The sequence below is a fragment of the Nocardia sp. NPDC004722 genome, from assembly GCF_053601505.1.
In genome coordinates, this window is the sequence record NZ_JBSGBY010000167.1 from 1 (window position 1) to 14,073 (window position 14,073).

Sequence of the window (14,073 nt, forward strand, 5' to 3'; positions counted from 1 at the left end):
GCCACGGCGTCGAAGGTCTTGTCGGCGAAGGGCAGCCGCCCGGCGTCGCCGCGCACGAAGCCGACCGCGCCGACAGCATTGGTCCGCGCGGCCTCGGCCAGCATGGACGGCGACGCGTCAAGCCCGATTGCCAGCCCGGTGTCACCGGCCGCCGCACCGAAGGCCCGGGTGAACAGTCCCGGCCCGCACCCGACATCGAGGACCAGCGCGCCCTCGGTGATCGCGAGCGAGTCGACCGCGCGCTGCTTCTCCCGGCGCACGCCGACGGCATTGCTGCCCATGGCCAGCCGGAAGAAATTGCGCCAGATGGGTTCGTAGATACGGGACACCAGCGGCACCCGCATGGCGGCCTGCCCGATCCCCTTGATGGGTGGCGTGTCCGCGCCGAGCACATCGAGGTACCCGTCCACGACGGTAGATTCGGTGTCGAGCAACTCCGCGATGCGCTGCCGCGAAGCCGGTGTCGTGATCATGGTGCGCAGCCTACGCACGGAATCATGCCGGTGGAAGGATTGTCTGGGACAGAAATTCGGTGTTAGGTTCGGTCTGCACGTCTCGTTCTGATGGAGGGGTTTTGCGCACTTTCACCCGCGTACTACTGATGCTGGTCACGCTCGTTTTCGGGCTCGCGCTGCTGCCCGCGCAGGCAATGGCCACCCCCGCCGACGCGAATCTGGACGACGCCACGTCCCGGCAACTCGACGATCTGCTGGCCCTGCGCAACTCCCTCACCGGTCCCCGCGCCGACGCCCTCGCGCAGCTCTCCGGCCGTTTCCTCGGCACTCCCTACCGCGCGAACATGCTCATCGGCTCGGCCGCTCAGCCCGAGCAACTCGTCATCGACTTCCGCGGCGTCGACTGCTTCACCTACCTCGACTACGTGGAGGCCCTGAGCCGCTCGGCCGATCGGGGCCAGTTCGTGCAGAACCTCATCGCCACCCGATACACCGACAGCCAGGTCGAGTTCACCCACCGCAAGCACTTCTTCACCGACTGGGCGTACACGAACCGGGTCGCGGCCAACGACATCACCGCCACTCTGACGCCCGCCGCGGTCACCGTCACCAAGCATCTGAACGCGAAGGCCGGTGGCGGCAACTACCTCCCCGGTCTGCCGGTGGTCGACCGCAACATCACCTACATCCCCAGTGCCGCCATGGACAACGCCGTCATCTCCAACCTCCACACCGGCGACTTCCTGGGCGCCTACACCGACGAGGCCGGACTCGACGTCTCCCACGTCGGCATCTTCGTCAACACCCCCAACGGCCCCATGTTCCGCAACGCTTCCTCCCTCTCGGCCAACAACCAGGTCGTCGACAGCCCCCTCACCCAGTACCTGACCACCGTCCCGGGCCTGGTCGTGCTGCGCCCCAACTGATCCGGGCCGCCCCGTCGGCTACCGTCGGATATGGCTGCCAAGCGCTACAACTGCCCGGTGGAGGTGACCGTCGATCTGATCGGCGGGAAGTGGAAACCGGTGATTCTCGCGCACCTCAAGGAGGGGGTGCACCGGTATGGCGAGCTGCGCAGGCTCATGCCCGATACCAGCGAGAAGATGCTGATCCAGCAGTTACGGGAGCTGGAGACCGACGGGTTGGTCCGGCGCACGGCCCATCCCACCGTGCCGCCGCAGGTCGAGTACGAACTCACCGACGAGGGGTGGAGTCTGACGCCGGTGCTGACCGCGCTCTACGAGTGGGGTGAGAAGCGCGGTGCTCGAACGGGTCTCGTCATCGAGACCCCGTGATCGTCAGGCCGCCTCACGGTGGTCGGTGCGCTCGGGCAGCAGGCCCTCGGCCTCACATTGGGCGCGGTGCATGGCGCATCGGAATTTCGGGCCCGGCTTGATGTAGGCCGGATCCAGGCGCTGGGTGAACGTGAGGTTGTCACGCCGCCAGCAATCGATGCACACGGGCTCAGTCATGGCGTCCTCCTCGGTCCTCGCTGGCGAAAGGTATGCGAGAGAGGGATTCCCATCGAAGGCCCGATTCGGATATAGGTTGTGGCTCTCTTGCGTAACGGATGCGGTTAGTTAGCCGACCGGTCGGTTGGCTAAGAGGTGGTCTCGGGCCGCCTCGAGAATGCGCTCGGAAAGCTCGTCCCCGGCGCTGGCCCGCGCGAGCATGAGCGCGCCGGCCATCAGCGCGGCCTCCACCAGCGTCTCGTCCTCGACGCCCGCGCCGGAGCGTTCGCCCAGGTCTTCGAGCTGACCGAGCATCTCGTGCAGGCCCTTCGCGAAGGTCTGCCGCAATGCGCTGCCGGTCTCGGTCCGCGCGACATCGCCTGCGAGCGCGGCGATTCCGCACCCGTGCGACGGGACGTCGCGATGTTTGGTGGACAGGTAGCGCTCGAGGAAGGTCCGGCGCGCCGTGGCCGCGTCGGGCGCGTCCGCGCGGATCTGCGCGCGTTCCAGGTTCTTCTCCTCGTAGGCCGCGGCGCACGCCTGGGTGAGGAGGTCCTCCTTGGACTGGAAGTGCCGGTAGAAGCCGCCGTGGGTGAGCCCGGCCGCGGACATCACCTCGGGCACGGTCACGCCGTTCACCCCTCGTCGGCGGACCAGCGCCGCGGCCGCGTCCAGCACCTCTTGGCGGTGGGACTCGGCCTGGGCTCGGGAGGATCGCGGCATGGTGGTCTCCTTTTCGGTCTTGCTTCCCAGGATAGATGATGCTCATAATCTAATCGATAGATGATGCTCATAATCTAAAACTGGGAGGCATCGACATGACCGATATCGACGGCGCGGTAGCCCTGGTCACCGGCGGGCAGCGCGGACTCGGGCGGGCATTCGTGGACGAGCTGCTGCTCCGCGGGGCGAGCAAGGTCTACGCCACGGCCCGCCATCCGGAGCCGAGCGCCGACCCGCGGGTGGTGCCGCTCGCACTGGAGGTCACCGATCCGGAGTCCGTCGCGGCCGTCGCCGCCCGCGCCACCGATGTCGGCATCGTCGTCAACAATGCGGGCGTGCTGTACCCGTCGCCGCTGCTGACGGCCGAGATCGACTCCGTACGAGCCACTTTCGAGACCAATGTGATCGGCCCGCTGCGCATCGCGCAGACTTTCGCGCCGATTCTGGCCGCGAACGGCGGTGGGGCACTGGTGGATATCCACTCGGTGCTGTCGTGGATCGCGGGCGCGGGGGCCTACGGCGCGTCCAAGGCGGCGTTCTGGTCGCTCACCAACTCACTGCGCACGGAGCTGGCCGGGCAGCACACCCAGGTGGTCGGGGTGCACCTCGGATTCGCCGACACCGACATGGTCAAGGCCATCAGCGCCGAGAAGATCAGTCCCGCACAGGTCGCCACCGCCGTGCTCGACGGACTGGAGAAGGGCGAGAACGAGGTGCTCGTCGACGACCTCACCCGGCAGGTGAAGGCGGCGCTGTCCGGGCCCGTCGAGAACCTCGCACTGCGCCGCTGAAACCCGAAGAGACGGAGACACTTCCATGCCGCTGTGGCAGATCTACCATCCCGCCGACACCTACACCGAGCAGGACAAGCAGGACTTCGCGGCCGATATCACCGAGGTCTACACCCGCGTCGGGCTGCCCGCCTTCTACGTGGTGGTGCAGTTCCACGAGATGCCCGCCGCCTCGGTCTTCGTGGGCGGCAAGCCATCCGGTGACACCGTCCGCGTTGTGGTCAAACACATCGCCCGTCACCTCGACGACGGTGAGCGGCGCAAACGCATGACCGAGCATCTCGACGGCGTCATGCGCCCCTACACCCACGATCGCGGGCTGCACATGGAGTTCCATATCGAGGACACCCCGCGCGATCAATGGATGATCGCGGGCCTGTGGCCACCGGCCACCGGCAGCGACGCCGAAAAGGAATGGGCGCAGGCGAATCGGGCTACACCGTACTGAGCCCCGGCCCGCGCCGCAGCCGGTGGACCACGCAGCCCACGATGACCGCGTACACGATCACGTAGCAGTTCAACAGGATCTGGGAGATGGGCCAGGACGGCGGGAACAGGAACCAGCCGACCACCACCCAGGTATCGGTCCAGTGGTAAGCCCACGCGCCGGTGGCCAGGTACAGGAAACCGGCGGCCGACCACCAGCGCGGATCGGCTTGCGCGCGATGGACCAGATACACGAACAGCGGCAGGAACCAGACCCAGTGATGGTTCCAGGAGAACGGCGAGACCGCGCACGAGGTCAGGCCCGCGAGGGTGACGGTGAGCAGCTTCTCGCCGCGGTTGTACAGCGCCGCGGCGAGCAGCAGCCCGCCGATCGCCACCGGCACCGCGATCAGCAGCCACAGCCATTGCGGGACTTGATGGCCCGTCAGATGCGCGATGGCCCCGCGCAGGGATTGATTGGCGGGCTGGGTATCCGGGGCGATGCGGTCGGACTCGAAGAACGTCTTGGTCCAGTACTGCTCGGAATCCGACGGCAGCACCGCACCGGCGATCAGGATGGTCGCCACGAAGACCGCCGACGCCGTCACCGCCGCCCGCCACTGCCGCAGCACCAGGAACTGGGCCACGAAATACAGCGGCACCAGCTTGATGCCCGCGGCCAAACCCACACCGATACCGCGTAATCGGCTGCGCTCCGGGCGCGCGAAATCCCACAGGATCAAGGCCATCAACACCAGATTGATCTGCCCGTAGTACAGGGTCGTGCGGATCGGTTCGAGGAACATGCAGGTCGCGGTCAGCAGCGCGCTGAGCCCGGCCAGCCGCCAGGTGAGGCGGTAGCCGAGGACCCGCCAGCACAACAGGACGCAGCCGTAGAGCACGCAAATGTTCAGTGCCAGCCAGGAATTCGTGACCATGGCCCATGGCACCGCGAGGATCGGCAGGAAGACCAGCGTCGAGAACGGGGTGTAGGTGTAGGACAGTCCGCGATGGGTGGTCTCGGTGTAGAGCGGGTGGTCGTGGTAGATCTTCCACGCGCCGTCGCGGTAGACGTGGACGTCGAAGCCGCCGGCCAGGAAACCCACCTCGTCCAGCCACGGATCCACCGTCAGGAAGATGAGGACCAGCGACAGCACCGCGCCGAAGGCCAGCACCCACCAGGTCCGCGCGCCCCACTCGGGTCGCTCCGCGCGGGAATCCTCAACGCCCGCACGCTCTTCCGTTCTCGCACCGATCAACACCAAACCCACCTCAGATGTGTGAAACACTCTGCAGAGCTCGATAGACGCTGAACACCGAACGCTTCAGCCCGCCCGCCTTGCCGCTCGACTCGCGCACCCCGAGGCGCGACGTCGGATTTCAAGCACCCTACAGCTCCCGGCGGGCACATCGGTCACATGGCCGACCGCGTGGTCTGGACTGATAGGCGATACCTATGCCTTCGCTCCGGCCGTGCGCGGGTTGAGCACGCCTCCGGCGGCAGCGCCTACCAGGCGGCGGGCATTGGACGTGATGGCATCGGCCAGCGCCTGCTGCGGATCCGAGAGCCGGGTGCGGCGGTGCATGAGAACGAAGTCGAGATCCCCCAACTCGGGCAGCCGCGGGTCGGTGAGCGGCACCAGACCCTCCGGCAGCACACCCGCGGCGTGCACGATCACGCCCAGCCCGGCCAGCGCGGCGGCCCGCAGACCCAGCAGGCTGTCGCTGACACAGGTGACCCGGCAGGTGCGGCCCGCGTGCTTCAACGCGCGCAGCGCCAGCTGCCGGGTCAGGCTCGGCTTCGGGTAGGTGACCAACGGCACCGGATCGTCGAATTCCGTTGCGGCCGAACGACCCGCCCAGACCAGGCGATCCCGCCACAGCAGGGTGCCGTGCCGCTCGCCGGGCAGACGCTTGCCGAAGACCAGGTCCAGATCGCCCGCGGCCATGCGCGACTTGAGCGTCTCGCTCAGGCCGACGGTGAGCTCCAGATCCACGCCGGGATGCGAGCGCTGGAACTCCACCAGGATGTCGGGCAGCTCACGGGCCATCACATCGTCGGACGTGCCGAGGCGGACCAGTCCGGTCAGGGTGGAACCGGAGAAGTAGGACTGCGCCTGGGCCTGCGCGTCGAGAATGGCGCGCGCGAAACCGATCATGGCCGCGCCGTCGGCCGTCAGTGCCAGATTTCGAGTGTCGCGGCGGAACAGTTCGCGTCCGGCGGCCTGCTCGAGGCGGGCGATGTGACCGCTCACCGTGGACTGGCGCAGGCCCAGCTGGCGGCCCGCGGCGGTGAAGCCACCGGCCTGCTCGACGGCGAGGAAAGTGCGTAGCAGCTCGGGTTCGAACATCGGGTAATTATCACGCATCGCGATCGGAGATAACGGATCGAACGACTATCGCGATCGATGCCCGGACTCCTACCGTCGAAAGAGTGCAGCTCCTCGCCAAATTCCGGATCGACTCGTTCATGCTGGGCATCCTCGCCACCGTGGCGCTGGCCGCCCTGCTGCCCGCGCGCGGGACCGCCGCCGACGTGCTGGAGTGGGCCGTCAAGATCGCCATCGGGGTGCTGTTCCTGCTCTACGGCGCGCGCCTGGAACCCCGCGAGGCGCTGGCGGGATTGAAGCACTGGCGATTGCACGCCAGCGTGCTGGCCGCCACCTTCGTGCTCTTCCCGCTGCTGGGCCTGGCCCTGCGGCTGCTGGTGCCCTCGGTGCTCACCCCCGACCTGTACACCGGCGTGCTGTTCCTGTGCCTGGTCCCCTCGACCGTGCAATCCTCCATCGCCTTCACCGCGCTGGCCCGCGGCAATGTGGCGGGCGCGGTGGTCAGTGCGTCGCTGTCCAACCTGATCGGCGTCTTCGCCACCCCGCTGCTGGTCATGGCGTGCATGAGTACCACCGCGGGCGTGCACATCTCGCCGTCGGCGGTGCTGTCCATCGTGGTGCAACTGCTACTGCCGTTCCTGGCCGGGCAACTGCTGCGCCCCTACCTGGGCTGGATCATCGGACACCCGGCCGCGACCAAGACCGTCGATCGCGGCTCGGTCTACCTGGTCGTCTACTCCGCCTTCAGTGCCGGTGTGACAGAAGGCATCTGGCACGGCCTCTCCGCCCGCACCCTCATCTCCACCGCCCTGGTCTGCGCGGCGTTGCTGGCCGTGGTTCTCACCCTCACCTCGCTGGGCAGTCGCCTACTCGGCTTCTCCCGCGCCGACCGCATCGTCGTCACCTTCTGCGGTTCGAAGAAGTCCCTGGCCACCGGCCTCCCGATGGCCTCGGTCCTGTTCGCGGGCCACCCCATCGGCCTGATCGTCCTGCCCCTCATGCTCTTCCACCAGATCCAGCTCTTCACCTGCGCCACCCTCGCCCAGCGCTACGCCCGGGCCGATGCGGTCGGCGGCGGTGGCGAAGAGCAGTCCGAGAGTGGCGGCGACGGTCGCGGTGCGGTCGAAGGCGTAGCCGCGGTCTCGGGCGTGGCCGTCGAGTAGATACCAGGTGGAAGAGGTCAGCAGGCAGGCCAGGGATTCCTGGGTGGGGCGGGCGGAATCGGCCGGGGCGGTGAGGTATTGGGAGATGACGCCCTCGACCATGCCGACCACGCCGTAGATCAGCGGGTGGTAGGGGGTGACGTCGATGGCGAGAACCGCTGTCCAGGAAGCGAATCGGTGCCAGAGGGTGTCGGCCACGCGCTGGCGGAAGGTGGTGAGGGTGTCGGCGGTGGGGTGGCCGGGGAGCGGTCCCAGCTGGGCGAAGCGGTAGAGGTTGGGGTGGTCGGTGGTCCAGCGGACCACGGTGAGCATGACGTCGAAGATGATGTCCTCGGCGGTCTTCGCGGGGTCTAGGACCAGGATCTCCTCGAATTCGGCCAGGTAGCCGTCGAAGACGAATTCGCGGGCGCGGGCGTCGAGGTCCTCGCGATTCTGGAACTGGCGGTAGACCACCGAGCGGGCCAGGCCCGCGCGGTCGGCGATCTGCTGGGTGGAGATCTCCGCGCCGGGCTCGTGCTCCTCGATCAGGGCGAGAGCCGCCTCCAGAATGGCGGTGCGGCGCGCGGTGTTGTGCTCGTCCCAGCGCTGACCGCCCGACCGCCTGCGGTGCGGGCGCAGATGAGGGGGCGGTTTCACGAGTTTCGACTATACGGCGGTGTCCACGGGGCGGGCCGGTGGCAGGAAGCGGGGCCGCATGGGCAGCGGACCGTCGGGGCCGCCGGTGAAGGAGATCTGACGGCGCACCCGCTCGGGGGAGACCGCGTCGAACTCCAGGTGCTGGGCGAAGGTCGCGACCACCAGGGCGGCCTCCATGCTCGCGAAACCCGAAGCCACGCACATGCGTTTGCCCGCGCCGAAGGGGATGGCGGCCCGTTTCTGTTCGCGCGCCAGGTTTTCCGGCAGGAACCGGCCCGGATCGAACTCGTCCGGGCGCTCCCACACCCGCTGATGGTGATGCAGCGCGTGCAGGATGACCGCGACCGTGGTGCCCGGCTTGATCGCGTAACCGCCGAGCACGTCGTGATCCTTTGCCGTCCTCGCCAATCCGATCACCGGCGGCAGCAGCCGCATGGTCTCGGCGACCACGGCCTGTGTCCAGGGCAGGTGTTCCAGATCGGCGGCGGTGGCGGGCCGGTCGCCCAGCACCGCGCGCACCTCCTGCCGCAGCCGCTCGCGGGCCTGCGGATGCTCGGCCAGCAGCTGCCACACCCAGCTCAAAGCCGTTGCGGTGGTTTCCATTCCGGCCCCGATGAAGGTCATCAGCTCGTCGTGGATCTCCTGATCGCTGTAGCGGTAGCCGGTTTCGGGATCCTCGGCATCCATCAACAGGGCCAGCAGATTGTCCTTGCGCGCGATCCGCCCGCTGCGATGATCGGCGATGAGCCCGTCCACCACCCGCTCGGCGTGGCGCAGATCGCGCATGGCGCGCGGCTCGATCAGCCAGCCCGCCCTGCGCATGATCCGCAGGGGCACACGGGAATTAGCGGCGTCGCCCTGGCCGCGCCGCTGCAGCACCCAGGTCGAGATGTTGTGCAGCGGATGGCTGAGATTGGTCATGAACCCGCGCCCGAAGAAGCGCAGCAGCCGCTCGAGCACCACCTCGGACATCGGCCCGGTGATATCGGTGCCGAACATGGTGCGTGAGGTGACATCCAGGGTGAGCCGGTTCATTTCGGCTCCCACATCGACGGCCTCGCCGGAGGCGCTCAGGGTGCGGATCCGCTCGACCGCGTCGCGCGCGGCCGCCGTCATCACCGGTGCGAAGCCGTCCACATTGCGCTTGGCGAAGATCGGCTGCACCAATCGCCGATTGCGTTGCCACTGTTCATCATTGAAGTCGGTGACCAGCCCGCGTCCGAAGGCGACGGCGAGCATGTCGTACTCGGGGCTCTTGGCGTAGTTGTTCTGATTGGTGACCAGCACCTGGCGCACCAGTTCCGGGCTGCGCACCACCACGAACCTGGCGAAGGGCACGCGCGCCACGAGGACATCGTCCGCACCGGGCAGGGCGGTCGCGTAATCGAGCACCGTGTGATCGCGGACCCGGGGGAGTGCGCCGAGCGCGAGTCGCCAGGACTGCCACCAGCCGATGCGGGTGTCGTGCCAGCGCAGGAAGGTCGGAGCCCATGCGGGCGGGTACAGCTTCGTCGAGGAATCGGTCATATCGCGGCCCCCTTGCCGAACGACTATGAGACATGCTGTCCCACTCAAAGTAGTGAGACAGCATGCCCCAGTCAATGGCGTACCGCGTGCGGACAATGGCGAACCGCGTGCGGATCAGTGCGGCGCGGTCGTGACTTCCTCGATGTCCTTACGCCTGCCCACACCCCAGTGGTTGAACACCAGATTCAGCACGAACACCACGATCACCGCCGAGGTGATCGGACTGCTCGCGATCATCTGGAAGTTGGTCGGGAACTTCGTGTAGATGTTCGGGGCCACCGCGGGCAGCAGCGCCACCGACAGCGTGACCGCGATGATCAGCATGTTGCTGGTGCCCTCGAACTGAACCTTGTGCAGCACCCGCAGTCCGACCGCGGTCACCATGGCGAACATGACCGTCGCCGCGCCGCCGACCACCGGACCCGGCAGGGCCGCCACGACACTGCCGACCTTGGGCACCAGGCCCAGTGCCACCAGCATGCCGCCGCAGACCGCGACCACCCAGCGGCTGCGCACACCCGTCAGGCCCACCAGTCCGACATTCTCGGCAAAGGCGGTGTCGGGGAAGGAGTTCATGAATCCGGCCAGGACCGCGGACAGGCCGTCGGCGGCCAGGCCGCGCCCCAGATCGGCGGGCTCGAGTTCCTTGTCGACCATCTCGGCGACGGCGACCATGTCGGCGGTTGACTCGGTGAAGGTCACCAACATGACCACGCACATGGAAATGATCGCGCCGATATGGAATTGGGGCGCGCCGAAGATGAACGGCTTGGAGATGCCGAACCAGGCCGACGGTCCGACGTTCGACATGTCGACCAGGTGCATGGGCCAGGCCACCAGCGTGCCGATGGCCATGCTGAGCAGTACGGCGAGCTGGCTGATCAGGCCGCGGGTGAAGCGGTGGATCACCACGATCAGCGCGATCACCAGACCGGCCAGGCCGATGTGTGAAATCTGGCCGTAGTCGGCGGATTTCGGGTCGTCGCCCGCGATCAGCCCGGCGTCCGCGCCGATCAGCGACAGCCCGATCACACAGATCACGCAGCCCGACACCAGCGGCGGGAAGAACCGCACCACCTTGGCGAAGAAGCGGGCGATGAGCAGACCGAATACGCCGGAGACGAGGATCGCGCCGTACACCGTCGGCAATCCGGCCTCACCGCCGCCGAACTCCTGCGCGATCAGGATCATGGGCGAGACCACGGTGAAGGTCGCGCCCGCCACCACGGGCAGCCGGACGCCGAGGATCCGGCCGATGCCGACCGCCTGAATGATGGTGACGATGCCGGATACCAGCAGATCGGCATTGACCAGCAGGCCGATGGTGTGGGGCGAGAGTTTCAGCGCCCCGCCGACGAGCAGCGGCACCGCGACCGCGCCGGCGTACATGATCGCCAGGTGCTGCAGGCCCAGCAGGGCCAGGCGTGGCGGTCGGGGGACTTCGTCGACGGGATGTCGTGGGGTCGGACCGGCCGGCGTGCGTTCGCCGATCTCGGGTCTGCGGGAGGGGCGCGAAAAGCGCATTTGCATGAGAAGCCTCCTGGAACGCGTGAACGACGACCGGGGAGGCCGCGACCACGACCCGAATAATGGCGCAGGAAATACCTGTCCCGCAGCAGATTGTTCGATTGTCCAGCCGGTTCGGCGTGGCTACCGGCCCTACTCGTATTTTCCTACAGAATCGGCTCGCTCGCCGTGGCCATTTCTTCGCTCGACCGGGCTCGGGCGGGCCAATCGGGTCGGCTTGGTGCGGCCGCGCAATATCACCGATTCGCCCAGCCGCCAATGCATCTGCTCACGCGTCGCGGCCGCGGCGATGGTGGTGGCGGAGGTCAGGACCCGCAGGTCGTCGTTCTTCGCCAATTCGCACAGCCGAGCGGCCTCATTGACGGCATCGCCGATGACGGTGAATTCGTAGCGGCGATGCGATCCGACATTGCCCGCGATCACCCGGCCCGCGGCCACGCCGATACCCGCGTCGAATTCGATGGCCGCCGAGGCCAATCGCCGGCGAATATTGCGGGCCGCCGTCAGTGCGGCCCCGGCGGCGTCGGAATGCGGTGCGGGAGCGCCGAATACGGCGAGTGCGGCATCACCCTCGAATTTATTGAGCAGGCCGCCGCAGCGTTCCACCTCGTCGACCACGATGGTGAAGAAATCATTCAGAATGGCGACGATTTCCGCCGCGGGGCGGGTGGCGGTCAAGGTGGTGGAACCGATGATGTCGATGAACAGTGCGGCGGCCTCGGTTTCGGTGCCGCCCAATTCGGGATCGCGGGCCAGCGCCACCTCGGCGACATCGTGGCCGACATGACGGCCGAACAGATCGCGCATCTTCTCGCGCTCCCGCAGGCCCGCCACCATGTGGTTGAAACCGCTTTGCAATTCCCCCAATTCGGTGCCGTCGTACACGGTGACCGCCACCCGCAGATCACCGCCTTCGACCCGTCGCCTGGCGGTGCGCACCGCGCGGATCGGGGCCACCGCCGCCGACAGCGTGAGCACCATGAGCAGCAGGCCGAAGCACAGGGTGGCGCCGCCCAGCGCCAGCACCACCACCGCCAGGCGTTCGCTGCTGGCGTGCCAGCCCGCCAGCACCAGTACCGCCACCGACATGAGCAGTGCCACCGGCACGCCCGTGCCGAGCACCCACACCACCACCGTGCGGACGAAGACGCCCAGTCCACGGCGCTGCCGTGAGGTGGCGGCATCCAGCACGCGGGCGGTGATGGGCCGCAGCGCGAATTCGGCGATCAGGTAGCTGTTGGCGCACACCACGATCGCGCTGAACCCGAAACCCAGCACGATTTTGGGCACCAGCGCCGGATCCGCCAGCCCGTAGAGGGGGGTCAACACCGCCAGGCCGCCGAGCCACAGCAGTGCCTGCGAGATCACCAGCTTGCGTGGCAGCGCACCGGCCGCCGCCCGCTCGGCCGCGGTCGGCACCTGATCCGGTTCGCGCGACCATCGCAAGGTCTCCAGCCCGTAGGCGGTGCCCCACCACAGTCCGATCACCAGGGCCACGAAGGAGTAGACCGGCGCGGCTACGAAATTGAGCAACACCAGCTGCCGGGTCAGGATCGGCGGTCCGGGCAGCACGAACGCGATCAACGCGATGGCCACGGCCATCCCGGTCAGATTCGCCACCGTCAACCCGACGGTGAGCAGCAGCTGCACCCGCACCCGCTGCATCCCGGCCTTCTCCTCGGCCGGCCCCAACAGCCGCGACCCCCACGGCGAGGGCCCCAACGCATCGGTCGTGACATGGTCATCGGCCATCCTCGCAGCGTAAGCGGTACGCCGAGAGAACTCGCGCACCGCCCGCCCATACCCGGGGCGGCTGGGCGGCAGGCCCACGCCATCCCACGGCGGCCCGCGGCATCCCAGGGCGGCCCGCGGCATCTCGGGGGCGGCAGCGGCCCTCGTCATCCCAGCGTGCTTTTGGCTGGGATCCACACTGTGCGCGTTGGATTCCGGCCAAAAGCACGCCGGAATGACGGGGGAATGGCTGGCCTTGGCCAGGTCCTTGGCCGGGGGTCAGTGGGTTGTCGCGAGTTCTACCGCGTGGGTGCCTGCTCGGCGGCCGGAGTAGATGCAGTCGGCTAGGGAGAGGCCGCTGACGTAGGAGTTGGAGCAGATGCCTACGGCGGCTCGGCCCGCCGCGAAGAGGCCGGGGATGGAGGGGCCGGATTCGGTGCGGACCGCGCCGGTTTCCTCGTCGACCAGGAGGCCGCCGAGGGTGAGCATGGGCATGGGGTAGGTGAGGTGGGAGGTGAACGAGATGTCCAGTAGGGCAAAGGGGCCCGAGTGGAGGGGGCGGCGGAGGTCGTCGGGTTTGCCCATGGGGTCGGGCTGGTTCTGCTCGATGGCGCGGTTGTGGGCGTCCACGGTTTTGCGCAGGGCCGCCGGTTCGATGCCGGCGCGGGCGGCCGCCTCCTCGACGGTTCGGCCGGAGGTGCTGCCCAGGCGCATGAGCCGTTCGGCCTGCATGCGCTGGAACCACACCGACTGCTTGCCCAGCTGGCGGCGGGCCTCGGCGGCGAGCGCGGCGTCGACGAGCAGCCAGGCCCGGTGTCCGGGAGCGGCGGCGATGGCCTGACCCAGCGCCGCGCCGTAGCGGGACTCGTCGATCATGCGGTTTCCGTTGGCGTCCACCGCGATCGAGCCGAAGAACGCGCTCGGCGGGGCGATGAACCGCCAGGTGGACAGCACATCCATGCGACCGGTCGCGGCACCGGCCGCCTGAGCCATGGTGATGCCGCTGCCGTCGTCACCGGCGGTGCCCAGGGGCAGGCCCTCGGCCCACGGGTACTGCGGCGCATGCTCTTTCACCATCGCGCCGTTGGCGATGAACCCGCCGGTGGTGAGGATGACCCCGGACCGGGCCTGGATCCGCACCGCCACCCCGTAGCGACGCTCGATGCGGGCCAGCAGCGCCTGCACGGCATTGCGCAAACCCTGGTGGTACACACCGGGTTTCGCGGAGATCTTCGACAGCGCGGCGAACCCCTCCGACATCGCCGACCTCATCGCCCACACCGTCGCCCTCCCCCGCCGCCTCAATATCGCCG

14 protein-coding genes and 1 pseudogene are annotated in these 14,073 nt (G+C 68.1%); 5 read left to right on the top strand and 10 right to left on the bottom strand.

From position 1 onward, the window contains the following. A partial coding sequence (locus ACWELQ_RS18275; protein WP_452398227.1) for a methyltransferase domain-containing protein occupies nucleotides 1-473 on the bottom strand: 473 nt, incomplete at its 3' end. A gap of 101 nt (nucleotides 474-574) precedes the next feature. Here ACWELQ_RS18275 and ACWELQ_RS18280 point away from each other — a divergent pair. Together ACWELQ_RS18280 and ACWELQ_RS18285 are read left to right on the top strand one after the other, a co-directional pair. Then, nucleotides 575-1,381, top strand: a complete 807-nt coding sequence (locus ACWELQ_RS18280) for a DUF1460 domain-containing protein (RefSeq protein WP_452398228.1) — start codon at nucleotides 575-577, stop codon at nucleotides 1,379-1,381. Nucleotides 1,382-1,411: 30 nt separating this feature from the next. Continuing rightward, nucleotides 1,412-1,750 (top strand): winged helix-turn-helix transcriptional regulator, encoded by a 339-nt coding sequence (locus tag ACWELQ_RS18285; RefSeq protein ID WP_452398229.1) that lies wholly within the window; start codon nucleotides 1,412-1,414, stop codon nucleotides 1,748-1,750. Between the two features lie 3 nt (nucleotides 1,751-1,753). On the opposite strand, the gene ACWELQ_RS18290 is transcribed toward ACWELQ_RS18285, so the two are convergent. After that, complete coding sequence (locus tag ACWELQ_RS18290; protein ID WP_452398230.1) at nucleotides 1,754-1,927, bottom strand: hypothetical protein; 174 nt, start codon at nucleotides 1,925-1,927, stop codon at nucleotides 1,754-1,756. Between the two features lie 108 nt (nucleotides 1,928-2,035). Further along, nucleotides 2,036-2,629, bottom strand: a complete 594-nt coding sequence (locus tag ACWELQ_RS18295) for a TetR/AcrR family transcriptional regulator (protein WP_452398231.1) — start codon at nucleotides 2,627-2,629, stop codon at nucleotides 2,036-2,038. Between the two features lie 95 nt (nucleotides 2,630-2,724). Here ACWELQ_RS18295 and ACWELQ_RS18300 point away from each other — a divergent pair, with 95 nt between their 5' ends. Further along, on the top strand, nucleotides 2,725-3,420 hold the full coding sequence (locus ACWELQ_RS18300; protein ID WP_452398232.1) for an SDR family oxidoreductase: 696 nt from the start codon (nucleotides 2,725-2,727) through the stop codon (nucleotides 3,418-3,420). A 25-nt stretch (nucleotides 3,421-3,445) separates the two neighbouring features. Then, a complete protein-coding gene (locus ACWELQ_RS18305) occupies nucleotides 3,446-3,868 on the top strand; it encodes a tautomerase family protein (RefSeq protein ID WP_452398233.1) in 423 nt (140 codons plus the stop codon). On the opposite strand, the gene ACWELQ_RS18310 is transcribed toward ACWELQ_RS18305, so the two are convergent. Then, complete coding sequence (locus tag ACWELQ_RS18310) at nucleotides 3,855-5,108, bottom strand: glycosyltransferase 87 family protein (protein ID WP_452398234.1); 1,254 nt, start codon at nucleotides 5,106-5,108, stop codon at nucleotides 3,855-3,857. The two genes, ACWELQ_RS18305 and ACWELQ_RS18310, sit on opposite strands and share 14 nt — an antisense overlap. Before the next feature lie 192 nt (nucleotides 5,109-5,300). Beyond that, nucleotides 5,301-6,197, bottom strand: coding sequence for a LysR family transcriptional regulator (locus ACWELQ_RS18315; RefSeq protein ID WP_452398235.1), 897 nt, complete (start codon nucleotides 6,195-6,197; stop codon nucleotides 5,301-5,303). An 83-nt stretch (nucleotides 6,198-6,280) separates the two neighbouring features. Here ACWELQ_RS18315 and ACWELQ_RS18320 point away from each other — a divergent pair, with 83 nt between their 5' ends. Beyond that, on the top strand, nucleotides 6,281-7,339 hold the full coding sequence (locus ACWELQ_RS18320) for a bile acid:sodium symporter family protein (RefSeq protein WP_452398236.1): 1,059 nt from the start codon (nucleotides 6,281-6,283) through the stop codon (nucleotides 7,337-7,339). A 429-nt stretch (nucleotides 7,340-7,768) separates the two neighbouring features. On the opposite strand, the pseudogene ACWELQ_RS18325 reads toward ACWELQ_RS18320, so the two are convergent. The 5 genes and pseudogenes from ACWELQ_RS18325 to ACWELQ_RS18345 all read right to left on the bottom strand — a co-directional run. Beyond that, nucleotides 7,769-7,975: pseudogene (locus ACWELQ_RS18325) on the bottom strand (helix-turn-helix domain-containing protein); the annotation flags it as partial. Between the two features lie 9 nt (nucleotides 7,976-7,984). After that, nucleotides 7,985-9,502, bottom strand: a complete 1,518-nt coding sequence (locus ACWELQ_RS18330) for a cytochrome P450 (protein WP_452398237.1) — start codon at nucleotides 9,500-9,502, stop codon at nucleotides 7,985-7,987. 114 nt (nucleotides 9,503-9,616) lie between these two features. After that, the gene (locus ACWELQ_RS18335) at nucleotides 9,617-11,032 is read right to left on the bottom strand and encodes a nucleobase:cation symporter-2 family protein (protein WP_452398238.1); all 1,416 of its coding nucleotides are present in this window, start codon (nucleotides 11,030-11,032) and stop codon (nucleotides 9,617-9,619) included. Between the two features lie 129 nt (nucleotides 11,033-11,161). Beyond that, nucleotides 11,162-12,781, bottom strand: a complete 1,620-nt coding sequence (locus ACWELQ_RS18340) for an adenylate/guanylate cyclase domain-containing protein (protein WP_452398239.1) — start codon at nucleotides 12,779-12,781, stop codon at nucleotides 11,162-11,164. Nucleotides 12,782-13,039: 258 nt separating this feature from the next. Then, nucleotides 13,040-13,945 (bottom strand): FAD-binding protein, encoded by a 906-nt coding sequence (locus tag ACWELQ_RS18345; protein ID WP_452398240.1) that lies wholly within the window; start codon nucleotides 13,943-13,945, stop codon nucleotides 13,040-13,042. Between the last annotated feature and the right edge of the window lie 128 nt (nucleotides 13,946-14,073).

Coding starts and splice junctions, on each gene's coding strand:
- ACWELQ_RS18285 (WP_452398229.1), top strand. CDS start 1,412: ATGGCTGCCAAGCGCTACAACTGCCCGGTGGAGGTGACCGTCGATCTG.
- ACWELQ_RS18290 (WP_452398230.1), bottom strand. CDS start 1,927: ATGACTGAGCCCGTGTGCATCGATTGCTGGCGGCGTGACAACCTCACG.
- ACWELQ_RS18295 (WP_452398231.1), bottom strand. CDS start 2,629: ATGCCGCGATCCTCCCGAGCCCAGGCCGAGTCCCACCGCCAAGAGGTG.
- ACWELQ_RS18300 (WP_452398232.1), top strand. CDS start 2,725: ATGACCGATATCGACGGCGCGGTAGCCCTGGTCACCGGCGGGCAGCGC.
- ACWELQ_RS18305 (WP_452398233.1), top strand. CDS start 3,446: ATGCCGCTGTGGCAGATCTACCATCCCGCCGACACCTACACCGAGCAG.
- ACWELQ_RS18315 (WP_452398235.1), bottom strand. CDS start 6,197: ATGTTCGAACCCGAGCTGCTACGCACTTTCCTCGCCGTCGAGCAGGCC.
- ACWELQ_RS18330 (WP_452398237.1), bottom strand. CDS start 9,502: ATGACCGATTCCTCGACGAAGCTGTACCCGCCCGCATGGGCTCCGACC.
- ACWELQ_RS18335 (WP_452398238.1), bottom strand. CDS start 11,032: ATGCAAATGCGCTTTTCGCGCCCCTCCCGCAGACCCGAGATCGGCGAA.
- ACWELQ_RS18340 (WP_452398239.1), bottom strand. CDS start 12,781: ATGGCCGATGACCATGTCACGACCGATGCGTTGGGGCCCTCGCCGTGG.